Here is a 15,288-nt window from a genome sequence, read left to right as displayed (position 1 = left end):
AGAGAACTCCTATGCGTGCATCCTTGAAACGTTCCCTGATCGGCGCCGCTTTCGCGCTGGCCTCACTGGCCGGCGCTGTACCCCAGGCAATGGCCTCGCCGGACCAGCAATTCATTCCCCTGGCGACCTACCGTGTCGGCGCCTATGCCTCCAGCGGCGTGCAGGTGTGGGCCGGGATGATTGACTACCTGCGTTACATCAACGAGGTCGAAGGCGGTATCAACGGCGTGAAACTGGTGTGGCAGGAATGCGAGACCGAATGGACGGCGGAGAAGGGCATCGAGTGCTACGAGCGCTTCAAGAATGGCCTGGATGGCGCGCCGGTCGCGGTGTACCAGCCTAACGGTGCACCGGCAGCCTATGCGCTGAGCGAGCGTGCCGAGGTGGACAAGATCCCGCTGATCACCCTGGGCTACGGTCGCACCGAAGCCACCGACGGCACGGTGTTCCCGTACAACTTCCCGGTGATGCTGACCTTCTACAGCGAGGCATCGACGCTGGTGAACTACATCGCCGAGCGCGAGGGTGGTTTCGACAAGCTCAAGGGCAAGAAGATTGCCACGGTCTACCACGATTCGGCCTACGGTCGCGAAACCCTCGGCCCGCTGAAGTTGCTGGCGGACAAATACGGCTTTGAAAATATCCAGATTCCGGTGGCCGATCCTGGCAACGAGCAATCGGCGCAATGGCGCCAGGTGCGCCAGGCCAACCCGGACTGGGTGTTCCTGCGCACCTGGGGCGTGTCCACCCCGGTGGCGGTGAAGACCGCTGCGCGCTTCGGCTTTCCGGTGGACCATATCATCGGCGATATCTGGGCCAGCTCCAGCGAAGACGTCTTGCCCGCAGGCGCTGCCGCCAAAGGCTACCTGGCCCTCACACCGTACCCGGCGGGTGCGGACTTCGAGATCCACAAACGGCTCAAGCAATACATCCTCGACAAGGGCCACAGTGATCTCAAAGACCTGAAAAACTTCGGCAGCGTCTACTACAACTCCGGCCTGGTGAACGCCGCCGTCGCGGTGGAAGCGATCCGCACCGGCCAGGCCAAGTTTGGCAAGCGCCCGCTCAATGGCGAAGAAGGCCGTTGGGGCCTGGAACACCTGAATATCGACGATGCGCGTTTGAAGGACATGGGCTACCTGGGCCTGATGCAGAACCTCAAGCTGTCCTGCCGCGACCATGAAGGCGGCGGCTCGGCGCGGATGCAACAGTGGGACGGCGCCAATTGGACACTGATCAGTGACTGGATCGCCGCCGACCGCGCATTGCTGCGCCCGTTGATCGATGAAAAATCCGCTGCGTTCGCCAAAGAAAAAGGCCTGACGCCGCGTACCTGCACCGGGGATGAATAAACCATGAGCCAGCCTGCCACCGACTCTGCGCGCCCGTCGCTGCTGACGGTCAACGATATCGAAGTGATCTACGACGGTGCGATCCTGGCGGTGGCCGGCGTGTCGCTAGACGTGCCCAAAGGCGCCATCGTCGCGTTGCTCGGTGCCAACGGCGCGGGCAAGAGCACCACGCTCAAGGCTATTTCCGGGCTGGTGCGCGCCGAGCGAGCTGAAGTCAGCCGCGGCGTTATCGCGTACGCCGGCGGCGACCTGGCCGGTGTCGATCCCAGCCAACGCGTGCGCCAGGGCATGGTGCATGTGCTGGAAGGTCGCCACGTGTTCGGCCAGCTCACCGTGGAGGACAACCTGCGCAGCGGCGGCTTTGTGCGGCGCCTGAGCCGCAAGGACATGGCGCACGACCTGGAACGTATCTACGCCTGGTTTCCAAGGCTCAAGACCAAGCGCAATACCCGCGCCGGGCTGACGTCGGGCGGCGAGCAACAGATGGTCGCCATCGGCCGGGCGCTGATGACGCGTCCTACTTTGGTACTGCTCGACGAGCCGTCCATGGGTTTGGCGCCTATGATCGTGCAGGAGATTTTCGAGATCATCGCGCACCTCAACCGTGAGCAGCAGGTGAGCTTTTTGATCGCCGAGCAGAACATCAACGTTGCGCTGAACTATGCGTCCCACGGCTACGTGCTGGATACTGGGCGCGTGGCCCTGAGTGGCAGCGCCGCTGAACTGCTGGCGCGGGGCGACCTGCATGATATTTATCTGGGCAAACAGTAAGGGCGACTTCGCATGACTGAATCCATCCGCAACGCTGATGTGGTGATCATCGGCGGCGGCCTGAGCGGCACGATGCTGGCCGTGCAACTGCTGCGCTTGCCGGGCAAGCGGCAGATTCTGGTGATCGAGCCGCGCGCTGAACTCGGCCGGGGCGAAGCCTACAGCGCCGTCGAGCTGGGCCACACCCTGAACGGCAACGCGGCGCGCATGAGCGTCGACCCGGACAATGCCGACGACCTGACCCAATGGCTCACCGACTACATTGGCGCGGGCGGTTGGCCCGAGTCAGGCCAGCAGGCGGTGCCGATCAGCGAGCTGTTTCCGCCGCGCGGCATTTTTGGCCTGTATGCCCAGCAACGCTTGGCCGAAGCCAGGGCGCAGTCCGCTTCCAGCGTTGAGCATGTGCGCGGTGAAGGGGTCGACCTGCAAGTGGATGACGCCTCGACGCTGCTCACCCTTGATAACGGGCAGCAACTGCGCGGCGACGTTGCGGTGTTGGCCACCGGCATGTTCCCGGCGGCGCGTACACCGCAGACCGAGTCCAGCGGCTTGAACGCGGCGGCGGTCGACCCTTGGGACGTGCAGGCGATGACCTTGATTGACCCGCAAGCGCCGGTGCTGATCATCGGTTCCGGGCTGACCATGGTCGATGCCGTGGTGTCCCTGGAACAGGCCGGGCATTGTGGGCCGATCGAAGTTTTCTCGCGTCACGGCCTGCTACCTCACGTGCGCCGACAACCGCCGAGCTGGGTGGATTTTCTCGGTGAGGACCACCGCCTGCGGAGTCCTCTGCAATTGCTGCGTGAGGTGCGTCGCCAATGCCGGATTGCGCAAGCGCAGGGTATCGATTGGCAAGCGCCACTGGACACGGTGCGCGCGCATATCGCTCGCCTGTGGAGCCAGGCCAGCGAGCGTGAAAAACGTCAGTTCGTGCGTCATGTCAGGCCGTGGTGGGAAAGCCATCATCACCGCTCGCCGCCGTTGAGCGCGCAGCTGGTGGCACGGTTGCAGGAAGAGGGGCGGTTGCGGATTCGGGCGGCGTCTTACAGAGGCCTGGAACCTTCGGTTGAAGGGGTGACCATCCGTTTGCGTCACCGCGGCGAGCAAGCGGTCGCGCAGGTTTCAGGGGCGGCGTTGATCAACTCCAGCGGCATCGAATACGACTGGCGCCGCGTGGCCCGGCCGTTGCCGCAACAGTTGCTCAAGCGTGGGTTGATTCAGCCAGGGCCATTGGCGTTGGGGATTGCGGCGGATGCTTCGGGGGCTGTGGTGGATGCCCAGGGGCAGGTCAGCTCGCGGTTGTTTGCCATGGGGCCGCCGTTGCGGGGGATGTGGTGGGAAAGTACGGCGGTAACGGATGTGGCGATTCAAGCTAAAGCCTTGGCCGCAAAGCTGACAAAAATCTAAATGGATCTTCATTTATCTTGAGACTTTCACAAGTCCAGGCCTAAGCCCAAACACCTCAACCCCCTGCGCCGTCGATTGCCCAGTCGTCACCTTCACTCGCTCCACCGGCTTATCCATCGCCTCCCGGTATTCAACCGTCATGTCCGGCTGGATCGCCTGGCTCGGAATCACAATCGCCTGCGCATTGTTGTAGGTCACGATGGTCAGCCGCGCGCTCATCCCCAGCCGCACACGCTGCAACTGTTGCGGCGTGAGCTTGGGAATCGACAAGGTCACCGGGAATTGCGCACTGCCCTGGCTGTCGGTGGCAATCGCCAAACCACTCACCACGCTTACCGACCCTGTCAGCCGCTCACCCTCAAAACCATCCCCCAGCACTTCCACCGCCTGGCCCTGGTGCAACTGGTTGATGTCCAGCTCCGACACCTTGGCAACGATTTTCAGCCGCTCGATATTTGCCAGGCCAAACAACACCTGACCCTGGCTGACCTTACTGCCGGCCTGCACCGGGGCATTGTTGTTGCCGCCGCCTTGGGAGGAGGAGCTATTGCCCGGCGGTGGCACCACGATGCCGGAGAAGGGTGCCTTGACCTCTTTGCCTTCGAGCAGTTGGTGCAGGGCGTCGTATTTCACCGTGGCGTTGGTCAGTTCCATGTCGGCGATCTGGCGGTATTCGCCCTTGCCCTGGTCGATCGCCTGTTGCAATTCGCTGCGGGCGGAGGCGAGGTCCAGTTGTTGCTGCTGGGTCTGTTGCCTGAGGTCGTCCAGCTCATTGCGCGGGATGATACCGCGCTGGAATAGGTTTTCACTTTCGGTGAGTTTGCGCTGGGTGTTACTGGCGGTCATTTCGGTGGTGCGCAGGCTGCGGCGTGCACGACTGACGGTGGGGCCGTTGTCCCAGTCCTGCATCTCTTGCACGGTGCGCCGGGCCTTGAGTTGGGCGGAGAGGGCGTCGCGCAGTTGCACCTCCAGGGTCGCCGGGTCCATGCGCAACAGCACTTGGCCGGCCTCGACCCGCTGGCCTTGCTCCACCAGATTGGCTTGCACATTGCCATCGAAAGGCGCGGTAAGGGTGATGGTGGTGTCGGGCTCGATCTTGCCCACCAAGCCGATCTGGTGCACCAGCGCGTCGGGCTTGACGGCCAGCCACTGCTCATTGGTGCTGGCCGGCGCGGACGCAGGGCTGCGCAAGGCCAGGCCCGCGCCACCCAGCAGTACGATCAATACAGCGCCAAGCAGGCGTTTTTGATTAGTAGTCATTGAGGGCGATTTCCCAACTTTCCAGCGTCATGCCCAGCGTCAAGTCGAGCTGGGTCTGGGCGTTCAAATAAGCGATCAGCGCATTGAGCTGCGCGTTTTCGGCGTTGCGCAGGTCGGTCTCGAAACTCAGCACCTGGAAGTTGGTGGAGCGCCCGGCGCTGAGTTTTTCCCGCTCGATCTCGATCTTGCGCCGCGACAATTCCACGGCGCGCTGGGAGATTTCATATTGGCGCCAGCGGGTGCCGAGGTCCCGCACCACATCGTTGACGCTGCGCTCCAGTTCCTGGCGCGCGTCGGTGATGCGGATCTCCTGGTCCTCCACGTTTACCCGTGCGCGGACTTCGGCCTGGCGCGTGCTGATATCGCCGATGGGGATTTGCACCTGCACCCCGGCGTAGCTGTCCCACGTGCGATTGTTGCTGCTGCCGGCATCGTTATTGTAGGCGTCGCGCACCTGATTCGCGCCGGCCACCAAGTCCACCTGCCAGCGCCCGGAGTCCTTGGCGATCACCAGGTTGAGGTCAGCCTGCTGGCTGCCGAGCAAGGCGGCAAGGTATTCAGGCTGCTGGGTCTGCGCCAGGTTGAAGGCCTGGCGCTTGTCGATCTGCATCGGCCGGGCCTCCAGGGCTTCGGTGGCGCGGACCGGCGTGGACAGGTCCAGGGCCAGCAGGCGCAGTAGGGAGAGACGGCTGGTGTCCAGTTGATTCTGCGCCTCTTCCACGCCGAGTTGCTGGGTGGCGATGTCGGCTTCGGTCTGCACGATTTCAAACTCGGCCATGCGCCCGGCACTGATCAGCGCCTTGTTGACTTCCAGCAAGGTGCCGGAGCGCTTGAGGGCGTCCTGCACGATGCTCAGTTGCTCCTGCGCGCGCAGCAGCTCGCGGTAGGTCGCGATGATCTGGCTGATGGTCTGCGCCACGGTGGCCTTGAGGTTCAGGCGGTTGGCCTGTTCCGACAGGCGCGACAGGCGCAGCGGTGCGGTGGTGGCGTCCCAGCCGGCGCCACGCAGCAGCGGCTGGATGATCGCCAGGTCGAGGCCATCGCTGCGGTAGCGGCCGGCGCGGTCGGCGTTGTTCAGTTGCTGGGTCCAGGCCATGCTCAGGCGCGTGCCGTATTCGCCGAGCAGGCTGGTGGCCGGCGCCACGCTGGCATTGCGCGCGTTGTCGGCGGAGCCGCGGGTATTACGGTAGTAACTGTTGAGGGTGAGCTTGGGGTTGAACACATCTTCGGCGACGCGCAGGTCGAACTTCTGCGCGACCCGTTGCAGGTAGGCGCTGCGAATCGCCGGGTTGTTGCGCAGGCCCAGGTAGACCGCATCGCCCAACGTCATGGTGGTGGCCTGGGCATTCAACGAGACGCCGCGGTCATAGCCGCTGCGCGTGGTGCTCGGCGCCGACGGTTTGATCACCACGTCGGCGGCCACGCCCGGCAGGCTGACCAATGCGAGCAGCCAGAGCCATTTACTCATCGCGCAGGGCCTCCACCGGCTGCAACCGTGAGGCCGAGACCGCCGGGTAGAGGCCGAAGAACAACCCCACCAGCAACGTGCTGCCCACCCCCAGCGGCAAGGCCGCGACGGCGAGGGCGAATTCCCAGCTCGACAGCCAGGCATACAGCCACGCGGCGGTCATGCCCAACACTGCACCGCACAAGGCCCCCACCGCCGTGAGCGTGATGGCTTCGAGCAGGAACAGGTTGCGGATGTCCCGCTGGCGCGCGCCGAGGGCCATGCGAATGCCGATCTCGCGGCGGCGTTCCGAAACGTTCATCAGCATCACATTCATTACCCCCACGCCACCGCCCACCAGGGAGATCGCACCCAGGGCCAGCAGCAGGTAGGCGAAGGTACGGCTTTGCCGGGTCATGCCGTCGATCATTTGCTGGGGCACCTGGATGTCCACATCGTGGTCGGGAAGTTGCGGTTTGAGAGCGGCGGCTACGTCCTTGGCAACGCGCTCCATGTCCTGGCCCTGCGTGGCGCGGATGATCACGTTGCCGATCTGCGGCGCTGCATAGATGCGGCGCATGCCTTCGGCGGGGATGAACAGTGATTCGTTGGCCTGCACCGGCATCAGCATCGCCCGCGGCTGGCCCTGCAAAATGCCCACAATCAGGAACAGGTAATCGTTGATGCGCACACGGTCGCCCAGTTGCAGTGGGTCACCCGGCGCGCCCAGGGCCTCTGCCACCTGCGCGCCGATCACGCCGTAGGTTTCGTTGGCATCAAAGCTCGACAGGAAACGCCCCTGTTGCAGTGCCAGGCGCATCGCGTCCTTGATACCCGGTGTACTGCCGACGAAGTTGGTGTTGACGGTGCGGCCATGGAATACGATGGGCCCGCTGAATAACGAGAGGGCGCCGATGTGCGCAACGCCGGGCACCGCTTGGCGCACAGAGTCCAGGTCCAGGCGGGCGGGCATCGGTGAACTGCTGCCGCCTTTAGGTGGGAACTGGGCGATCAGGGTGTCGGTGCCCATGTCCTTGAAGATCATCGCGGCATCCACCGCCGCGTTATGGCCGATATTGATCAATGCCACCACCGACGAGCTGCCGATCACGATACCCAGCAGGGCCAGGATCGAACGCTTGCCCAGGGTGCGCAGGCTGACAAACGCTTCATGCAGCAGTTGGCTGAGGCTTTGTTCGACCCGCAGGCGGCTCTCTCCCTGCGGGGTCATAGGCAGCCGGCCTCTTGCACCACGCCATTGCGCACCAGGATCTTGCGGTCCAGGCGCTCGGCGATGTGCGGGTCGTGAGTGACGATGATCAGCGTGACCTGTTGCTCGCGGTTCAAGGCCAGCAGCAGGTCCATGATGTCCTGGGCGGTGGTGCTGTCGAGGTTGCCGGTGGGTTCGTCGGCCAGTATCACCGAGGGTTTGCCCACCAGGGCCCGGGCAATCGCAACCCGTTGGCGCTGGCCGCCGGAAAGGTCGGCGGGGCGATGGTGGGCACGGTCGGCCAGGCCCACTTGCTCGAGCATGCGCAGGGCTTGCTCCACCGACTCGTGGCGCGATAGGCCGCGATAACTCAAGGGCAGGGCGACATTGTCCAGGGCGCTGAGGCGCGGCAGCAGGTTGAAACTCTGGAACACGAACCCGATCTGCTGGTTGCGGATGGCCGCCAGCTGATCGGGGGTGGCGTTGAAGATATCGTGGCCGGCAAAGTGGTACTGACCGCAGTTGGGCAGGTCCAGCAGGCCGAGGATATTGAGCAGGGTACTTTTGCCGGAGCCGGATGCGCCGAGGATGCCGCAGCTGTCGCCGCTGGCGATGGTCAGGCATACATCATTGAGAATGGACAGGTGTTGCCCGGCCAGCTGATAGCTTTTGCCGATGCCTTGCAGCGAGATCAAGCCTGGGTGCGCGGGGGTAGCTGTCATGAATATGCCTTCAGTCTGGGCGCCGCCCTCATCTGCTCCGGTAAAGCTTTGTAACAAGTTGGGGAGACTGAAGGAGTACACGCCATGGACTGGTTTTGTTTCTTGTTTTTAAAATATTGTTTGAATACTAACCGGCTTCCCGTCGCTTCGCCAGCCATCGATGTAGAGCGGTATTACCTTGGGAAAATGCTTACTCCCGGTGGAGAAAGGTGGCTCAACACTTTGATGAATCATCCATGGCGAGCCCGTCGTTCGAGGCTTTCGAACATATGGCGGTGTGTCACTACTTGCTTTCGAGCGACGTCCCCGGTATAAAAAAATCAAATAATTTTTTAAAACAATATTTCCCACGTGGAACTTCTATGGTCGCGAAGAAAGTCAGCGCTCCAAACATTACCAAGACTCGATTGCTGGATGCGACAGAGGCTCTCTTCATCAAGTATGGATACGACGCCGTTTTGTTGCGGCAGATTACCGAGCGCGCCCAGGTGAACCTGGCGGCGGTGAACTACCACTTCGGGGACAAGGACTCCCTGATGAAAACCCTGCTGATGCAGCGCCTGGAACCGCTCAACGAGCAGCGCCTGGAGCTGTTGGCACGCTGCGAAGCCGAGTCCGACGGCCCACTCGATTGCGACACCTTGCTTGGCGTGCTGTTTGCCCCGGCCATGGGCCTGGAACGCAGCGATCCAGCCAGCGCGAGTGGGGAAGGGCGTTCGTTTATCCGGTTCCTGGGTCGGGTCTACAGCGACACGTCGCCGTTTATCCAGGAATACCTCAAGGTGCATTACCAGCCGGTGTTCCAGCGTTTCTTCGAAGCCTTCGCCCTGGCCTTGCCGGATCTGCCGCGCAATGAACTCGGGGTGCGCCTGCAATTTGCCCTCAAGGCGATTTCCGGCGTGATGGCCGGGACCGAGCTGCGCCTGCTGATGAACTCCATGAGCCTGGGCCGTCCGGCGACGGATGCCGAGGTGATGGCCAAGTTGATCACCCTGGTGTCGGCGGCGATCCGCGTGCCACAGCAAAGCCCGGAAGCGGAGCATGCCTTGGCCAAGGTTCTGGATACCCAGCGGGCCATTCGTGAGCAGGCGGTCGCGCCCGCGAACAAGGCGGCGCGCTAGCTCAAATTCCAGGCAAAAAAAAGCCCGCTGGGGCGGCGGGCTTGATATGCAACGTTTGTAACGGATGAGGCTTCACACTACGTTCCGGGATGTGAATAAAACGTGAAAACTTTGTAAGGTAAAGTGTGAAAACCTTGAAATCTGTAATCGCATGGGGAATTTCTTTTCCTCCCGGCGAATTCAGATTTTCCAGCGCCCGGCACTCTTGGCCAGCCGCTGGCGCAGCGCATCGATGTTCTGCGCCAGTTGCAAGGTCAGCAGCCGGTAGCCATCCAACGCGCTATAGACCGGCACGTCCAACCCAGGCTCAACGCTGGCGTGGCTCGGCCGCTCCAACCGCTCCGTTACTCCAGATTTCAACGCCCGTGCCATGCCCACCAGTTGCACGCGAATTTGCCGATGCTCGGCCTTCAACATCACCTGCATCCGCGCCATCGCCGGTTTATCGCGAGGGTCGGGCCGGGTATTGCCGAGAATTTCCAGGGTGCTGATGCACATCCGTAAATGCCGCTGGATCGCGTCCAGCTCAGTCATGGAGATGCGTACCTCCTTGGACACCGACGGCATTAACGAGCGCAACTGCAACATCGCCGCATTCAGCCGATTGAGCAGCTTCAGGTGCTGATCATCCGTGACCGACTCGCCATTGATAATCCGGCTGTAGATCTCGGCGCAATCGCGCAACGCGCTGGCCAGGTTGTAGCGCCAGGAGTACACGGCATACAGCGGCAGGGCGAAGGAAAAGGCCAGGGCGAGGGCGATACCGATCAGGATATCCACGGTGCGCCATAACCCGTCCGACAGCGGGTTGTCGCCGTGACCCGCGACGATAAACACAGTGATCGCCGAGAGCAGCGCGGTGTAACCGCCCTTGCCGATGGCGTGGTAGGAAAAGAAGCCGCACACCACCGACATCAGCAGGTAGGTCAACAGCGGCTGGCCGACGTACGCCTCCTGCACCACCAGCAACAAGCCGACACTGGCGCCGATCAAGGTGCCATAGGCACGCTCCACGGCTTTCTTGCCGATATTGCCGTGGTGCTGCAAGCCGCCGATCACCACCAGCATGGTCACCGAGGCCCATTCACCGTGGGGCAGGTTGAGGCCAGTGGTCAGCATAATCGTCGCCAGCAAGCCGATGGACACGCGCACGGCGTGGATCAGCTTGGCGTGGCGATAGCGGCGGTAGGGGTCGAGCAGTGGGCGCAACAGGCGCCGGGCGAAGAGGGGCAGGTTCATCGGTATTAAAGTGGCCTCGGTGATCAGGGCAAACTCGATCACATGTGGGAGCTGGCTTGCCTGCGATGCAGGCACCTCGGTGTTTCAGGTACACCCGGTCGATGCTATCGCAGGCAAGCCAGCTCCCACATTGTGAGCGGTGGCACGCTTAAAAAATGTAATCAGTGGTCAAGAAACTCGAATCACGGTTACGCAAAATATCGCTGACCAGCGCCTTGTTGCTCTCCTGGAATTTGGTCGCCACCAAGGTGCGGATCGAGAACACGCGCAATGCGTCATGTACCGACAGCGTGCCCTCGGCCGAGTTCTTGCGCCCGTTGAAAGGGAAAGTGTCCGGCCCGCGCTGGCACTGGGCGTTGATGTTGATACGGCCGACCTGGTTAGCGAAGGTATCCACCAGGCGCCCGACTTCCACGGCATTCGTACCGAAGATGCTCAGTTGTTGACCGAAATCCGAGTCCAGCACGTAGTCGATCACCTTCTCTACATCACGGTAAGGCACGATCGGCACCACTGGGCCGAACTGTTCCTCGTGGTACACGCGCATCTGCGGGTTCACCGGGTACAGCACGGCCGGGTAGAAGAACGACCCGCGACTCTCACCGCCATGCTCATTCACCACCTTGGCACCGTGTTGCGCGGCATCGGCCACCAGGCTGTTGAGGTAATCCACCTTGCCCACTTCGGGCAATGGCGTCAGCGTCACACCGTTTTCCCACGGCATGCCGGGTTTGAGCGTGGCCAGCCTCTTATTGAATTTGTCGATAAAGCTGCCGACGACATCTTCATGCACGAACAGGATTTTCAACGCGGTGCAGCGCTGGCCATTGAACGACAACGAGCCGGTGACGGCTTCACTGACGGCATTGTCCAGGTCTACCTCAGGCAGCACGATGCCGGGATTCTTCGCATCCAGGCCCAGCGCCGCACGCAGGCGGTGCGGCTTGGGGTGCAGTTTCTTCAAGTCACTGGCGGCCTTGTTGGTGCCGATAAACGCGAAGATATCGATCCTCCCGCTGGCCATCAGCGCGCTGACGGTTTCGCGGCCACTGCCGTAGATCACGTTGATCACCCCGGCTGGGAAGCTGTCGCGAAACGCCTCCAGCAATGGGCGGATCAGCAGCACGCCGAGCTTGGCTGGCTTGAACACCACGGTGTTGCCCATGATCAGCGCCGGGATCAGCGTGGTGAACGTTTCGTTCAGTGGGTAGTTATAAGGGCCCATGCACAAGGCCACGCCCAGCGGGACGCGGCGGATTTGGCCGAGGGTGTCCTGTTCCAGCTCGAAACGGCTGGAGCGACGGTCGAGTTCCTTGAGGGCATTAATGGTGTCGGTGATGTAGTCGCAGGTACGGTCGAATTCTTTCTGCGAGTCCTTGAGGTTCTTGCCGATTTCCCACATCAGCAACTTCACCACCGCGTCGCGTTGTTCACGCATGCGTCGCAAGAACGCTTCGACATGCTGGATGCGGTCGGCCACACGCATCGTCGGCCATTCGCCCTGGCCCCGGTCATAGGCGCGCACGGCGGCGTCGAGGGCGGTCAGTGCGGTGTCGGCATCCAGCAGCGGCGTGCTGCCGATATGCACACGCTCGTCGCCCAGTTGCACCGGGCTTTGCACCTTGGCTAACGGGCCGTTCCATACTTGCAACTGGCCGTCGACCAGGTAATCGCGCTGTTCGATGGGCGCTGCCAGGCGGAATTCTTCGGGAATGTCGGCGGCGGAGGCGGGAAACAGCTGGGCGAGCAGGTTGCTGGTGGTCATGTCGCTACCCCTGTAATAGTTGCAAAACATGACTAGAGAGTCACTCATCCAAGGGCTGCGTGGCAAGCGCCAGGCGCATCAGAGCAGCCCGCCGGCCAGCGCTACGCCTAGCGCCGCGCCGATTTGCCGGGCGGTGTTGAGGATGCCGGCGGCCACCCCAGCCTGTTCCTTTTGCACCCCATTCATCAGCGCGGCAGTGGCGGCGGGGGTGATCAGCCCCGCGGCGAGGCCGATCAGCGGCATGGGCACGACGATCAACGCGTAATCGGGTGTTGAGACGCTCATCAGCAGCAGGGTGAAACCCACGGCGTATGAAAACAAGGCGCCACCGATCAGCCAGCGGCTGCCAAAGGCGCGAACCAGTTCGCCGGCCATTAGGCTGCCAAGGCTGACCATGACCGTCAGTGGCAGGAAGGCGGCGCCGGTCCTCAGCGGTGAGAAACCCAACGTCCGCTGGAAATACAGGCTGAGTAAAAACATCAGGCCATACAACAGCAGCGCCGACACCAGGGACACTGCCACGCAGGCGCTGAACACGCGGTTGCCAAACAGTTGCACCGCGCGCCACACCGACGCTCGAGGCTGTGGTGCACTGGCGGCAAGGCGCGCGCTCAAGCCGATGGCGATCAGGCCCAGTGGCAGGTTGGCGAGGAAAATGCTGCGCCAGCCCAGGGTCTCGATCAGCACGCCGCCTACCAGAGGCCCGGCAGCCATGGCGATACCGCCACAACCGGCCCAAATGCCGATTGCTTTCGCGCGCCCGACCGGGTCGTCGAGATACGCCTGGTTGATCAACGCCAGTGACGCAGGCACCAGCATCGCTGCACCCATGCCTTGCAGTACCCGAGCGGCAACCAGTGTCATGCCATTCCCGGCCAAGCCACACAGCAACGACGCCAGGGTAAACAGCAGCAATCCATGCAGATAGAGACGGCGCGCGCCAAACCGGTCCGCCAGTGCTCCGCCGCCGAGCAGCAGGCAGCCAAAGCTCAACGTGTAGGCGCTGACCACCCACTGCAGCGCTGTATTGTTGCTGTGCAAGGCGAGGGCGATGGGCTCCAGCGCGACGTTGACGATGGACGTGTCGAGGATCACCAGTACGTAGCTGAGGCTGGTTGCGGCCACTGCCTGTCGTTGTTGCATCGCGGGTCATCCTTGAAAGGGGCAGGCGGCGAATCTAGCCGAACGGTTGACGTGGATGCTTCGACGGCGGCCGAAGCATGCACGCGGTCGGCGCGCCTATACTGCGTCGGTCCTGATGGAGAGCTGCCATGTCAAACCCGTCCACCTTCACTGAAGTTGCCGCCCTGATTGCCGAGCCTGCCCGCGCCGCGATCCTGCTGGCGTTATTCGACGGGCGTGCGCTGCCGGCCGGCGAACTGGCCTTTGCCGCCAGCATCACCCCGCAGACGGCCAGTACCCACCTGGCCAAGCTGGTCGCCGGTGGGTTGCTCGCCTGCGAAACCCAGGGCCGGCATCGTTATTACCGCTTGGCCGGTGCGCATGTGGCACAGGCCATTGAATACCTCAGCGCAATTGCCCCGATGTCGGCGATAGTGCTCAAACCCCAGAGCCGCGAAGCCCAAGGGCTGCGTTTTGCGCGTTGCTGCTACAACCATCTGGCCGGGCAATTGGGCGTCGCCGTGACCCAGGCGTTGGAGAAAAACGGCTACCTGCGCGCCATCGACGATAAACACTTCGAGGTGCTGCCTGCAGGCGAAATATGGTTGCGCACCCTGGGCATCGACTCTCCTACCGTGAAGCCCGCCCGCCAATGCCTGGACTGGACCGAGCGCACTCATCACGTGGCCGGCCCGCTGGGCGTGCAACTGCTGAGCGCCTTGTGCGAAGCCGGTTGGTTGCGCCGTTCCAAAAACTCCCGTGCGGTGCTGGTCACGCCCAAAGGGTGGGCGCAGTTCAAGGCGCAACTGGGGCTGGCCCCGCGTGACCTGGAAAACCTTGAGCACAAGCCCGCGCTGGCCGGGTAAACTTGGCGGCTTTCTTGAAGGAGTTCACATGAGTCAGTACCAGCCGGGCATTCTTGCCGCACCGGTGCCGTTGCAGGCACGCCATCTGTTTTTTGCCGTGGATTCCCTGGCTGCCGTTCCCGCAGCGCTGGACGCGTTGGTGCAGTTGGCCGATTCGGCGGCAGTGGTCGGTTTTGGCGAGCCGCTGGTAAGCGCTCTGGGCGCAGGGATTGAAGGCTTGCGCACATTCCCCACCGTCAGTGGGCCGGGCGCGCATAACCCGTCGACCCAGCAAGCACTGTGGGTGTGGTTGCATGGCGTGGATCGTGGTGAACTGCTGTTGCGCAGCCGCGCGTTTGTAAAGGCGCTGGCCCCGGCGTTTCGCCTGGTGCAGGCGACCGAAGGTTTCCGCTACAAGACCGGCTTCGACCTGACCGACTACGAAGACGGCACTGAAAACCCCCATGACGACGCAGCGGTTGAAGCGGCCCTGACCGACAGCGGCGCCAGTTTTGCCGCGATCCAGCAGTGGCAGCACGACCTCGACGGCTTCGCCGCCTTGCCTGCGCAAGAGCGCGACCACATCATCGGCCGTCGCCACGGCGACAACGAAGAACTCGACGACGCCCCCGAGTCCGCCCACACCAAACGCACCGCCCAGGAAAGCTTTACCCCGGAAGCCTTCGTGGTACGCCGTTCCATGCCATGGGCCGAGAATGGCCAGGCCGGGTTGATGTTTCTTGCGTTTGGTCATTCCTTTGATGCGTTTGAAGCGCAACTGCGCCGCATGAGCGGCCTGGAAGATGGGATTGTCGACGGGTTGTATCGCATCAGCACGCCGCTGACCGGCGGCTACTACTGGTGCCCGCCGATCAAGGAGGGGCGTCTGGACCTGAGTGCACTGTTCGTCACTGCAAGCCACTGAAAATGTGCGAGGGGGGGCAGCTACCTACCGGCTCGGCGGGTGAATACCTGGCCACCTGGCTTGGCAGTGAATTATTGTGGGGCTTGGCTAAAACGGAGCATC

The 15,288-nt window shown here is 62.6% G+C and carries 13 protein-coding genes; 6 read left to right on the top strand and 7 right to left on the bottom strand.

Features of this window, described 5'->3' with window-relative positions:
• Positions 1-11 precede the first annotated feature (11 nt).
• From JBO08_RS09505 to JBO08_RS09495, 3 genes are read left to right on the top strand one after another with little or no spacing between them, the layout of a single operon-like run.
• Positions 12-1,352: an ABC transporter substrate-binding protein gene (locus tag JBO08_RS09505; protein ID WP_065910986.1), complete on the top strand. Its 1,341-nt coding sequence runs from the start codon at positions 12-14 to the stop codon at positions 1,350-1,352.
• Between the two features lie 3 nt (positions 1,353-1,355).
• On the top strand, positions 1,356-2,123 hold the full coding sequence (locus JBO08_RS09500) for an ABC transporter ATP-binding protein (protein ID WP_065910987.1): 768 nt from the start codon (positions 1,356-1,358) through the stop codon (positions 2,121-2,123).
• A 12-nt stretch (positions 2,124-2,135) separates the two neighbouring features.
• The gene (locus JBO08_RS09495; protein ID WP_220074153.1) at positions 2,136-3,530 is read left to right on the top strand and encodes an FAD/NAD(P)-binding protein; all 1,395 of its coding nucleotides are present in this window, start codon (positions 2,136-2,138) and stop codon (positions 3,528-3,530) included.
• A gap of 12 nt (positions 3,531-3,542) precedes the next feature.
• On the opposite strand, the gene JBO08_RS09490 is transcribed toward JBO08_RS09495, so the two are convergent.
• The 4 genes from JBO08_RS09490 to JBO08_RS09475 are packed head-to-tail and all read right to left on the bottom strand — an operon-like array spanning position 3,543 to position 8,169.
• Positions 3,543-4,790, bottom strand: coding sequence for an efflux RND transporter periplasmic adaptor subunit (locus JBO08_RS09490; protein ID WP_065910989.1), 1,248 nt, complete (start codon positions 4,788-4,790; stop codon positions 3,543-3,545).
• Entirely contained in the window at positions 4,780-6,258 is a 1,479-nt protein-coding gene (locus JBO08_RS09485; protein WP_065910990.1) for a TolC family protein, read from the bottom strand. Before JBO08_RS09485 ends, JBO08_RS09490 begins: the two co-directional genes overlap by 11 nt.
• Complete coding sequence (locus JBO08_RS09480) at positions 6,251-7,468, bottom strand: ABC transporter permease (protein WP_065873430.1); 1,218 nt, start codon at positions 7,466-7,468, stop codon at positions 6,251-6,253. Before JBO08_RS09480 ends, JBO08_RS09485 begins: the two co-directional genes overlap by 8 nt.
• On the bottom strand, positions 7,465-8,169 hold the full coding sequence (locus tag JBO08_RS09475) for an ABC transporter ATP-binding protein (protein ID WP_065881857.1): 705 nt from the start codon (positions 8,167-8,169) through the stop codon (positions 7,465-7,467). The genes JBO08_RS09480 and JBO08_RS09475 overlap by 4 nt, the downstream gene beginning before the upstream one ends.
• A gap of 362 nt (positions 8,170-8,531) precedes the next feature.
• Here JBO08_RS09475 and JBO08_RS09470 point away from each other — a divergent pair, with 362 nt between their 5' ends.
• Complete coding sequence (locus JBO08_RS09470; RefSeq protein ID WP_065873428.1) at positions 8,532-9,290, top strand: TetR/AcrR family transcriptional regulator; 759 nt, start codon at positions 8,532-8,534, stop codon at positions 9,288-9,290.
• A 180-nt stretch (positions 9,291-9,470) separates the two neighbouring features.
• Here JBO08_RS09470 and JBO08_RS09465 read toward each other — a convergent pair whose 3' ends face one another.
• The 3 genes from JBO08_RS09465 to JBO08_RS09455 form a co-directional block, all read right to left on the bottom strand.
• Positions 9,471-10,529: an FUSC family protein gene (locus JBO08_RS09465; protein ID WP_065911060.1), complete on the bottom strand. Its 1,059-nt coding sequence runs from the start codon at positions 10,527-10,529 to the stop codon at positions 9,471-9,473.
• A 148-nt stretch (positions 10,530-10,677) separates the two neighbouring features.
• Entirely contained in the window at positions 10,678-12,294 is a 1,617-nt protein-coding gene (locus tag JBO08_RS09460) for an NADP-dependent glyceraldehyde-3-phosphate dehydrogenase (RefSeq protein WP_065881859.1), read from the bottom strand.
• Between the two features lie 78 nt (positions 12,295-12,372).
• On the bottom strand, positions 12,373-13,437 hold the full coding sequence (locus JBO08_RS09455) for an MFS transporter (RefSeq protein ID WP_065946322.1): 1,065 nt from the start codon (positions 13,435-13,437) through the stop codon (positions 12,373-12,375).
• Between the two features lie 128 nt (positions 13,438-13,565).
• Here JBO08_RS09455 and JBO08_RS09450 point away from each other — a divergent pair, with 128 nt between their 5' ends.
• Complete coding sequence (locus JBO08_RS09450) at positions 13,566-14,282, top strand: helix-turn-helix transcriptional regulator (protein WP_065873425.1); 717 nt, start codon at positions 13,566-13,568, stop codon at positions 14,280-14,282.
• A gap of 28 nt (positions 14,283-14,310) precedes the next feature.
• Positions 14,311-15,186 carry a Dyp-type peroxidase gene (locus tag JBO08_RS09445; RefSeq protein WP_220074154.1) on the top strand — a complete coding sequence of 292 codons (876 nt, stop codon included), beginning with the start codon at positions 14,311-14,313 and terminating at the stop codon, positions 15,184-15,186.
• Positions 15,187-15,288: the final 102 nt, after the last annotated feature.

It is taken from the genome of Pseudomonas sp. LAP_36, from assembly GCF_019456785.1.
Lineage (GTDB): Bacteria > Pseudomonadota > Gammaproteobacteria > Pseudomonadales > Pseudomonadaceae > Aquipseudomonas > Aquipseudomonas tritici.
The sequence above is the reverse complement of the archived record's forward strand: the minus strand, read 5'-3'. Positions and strand labels throughout refer to the sequence as shown.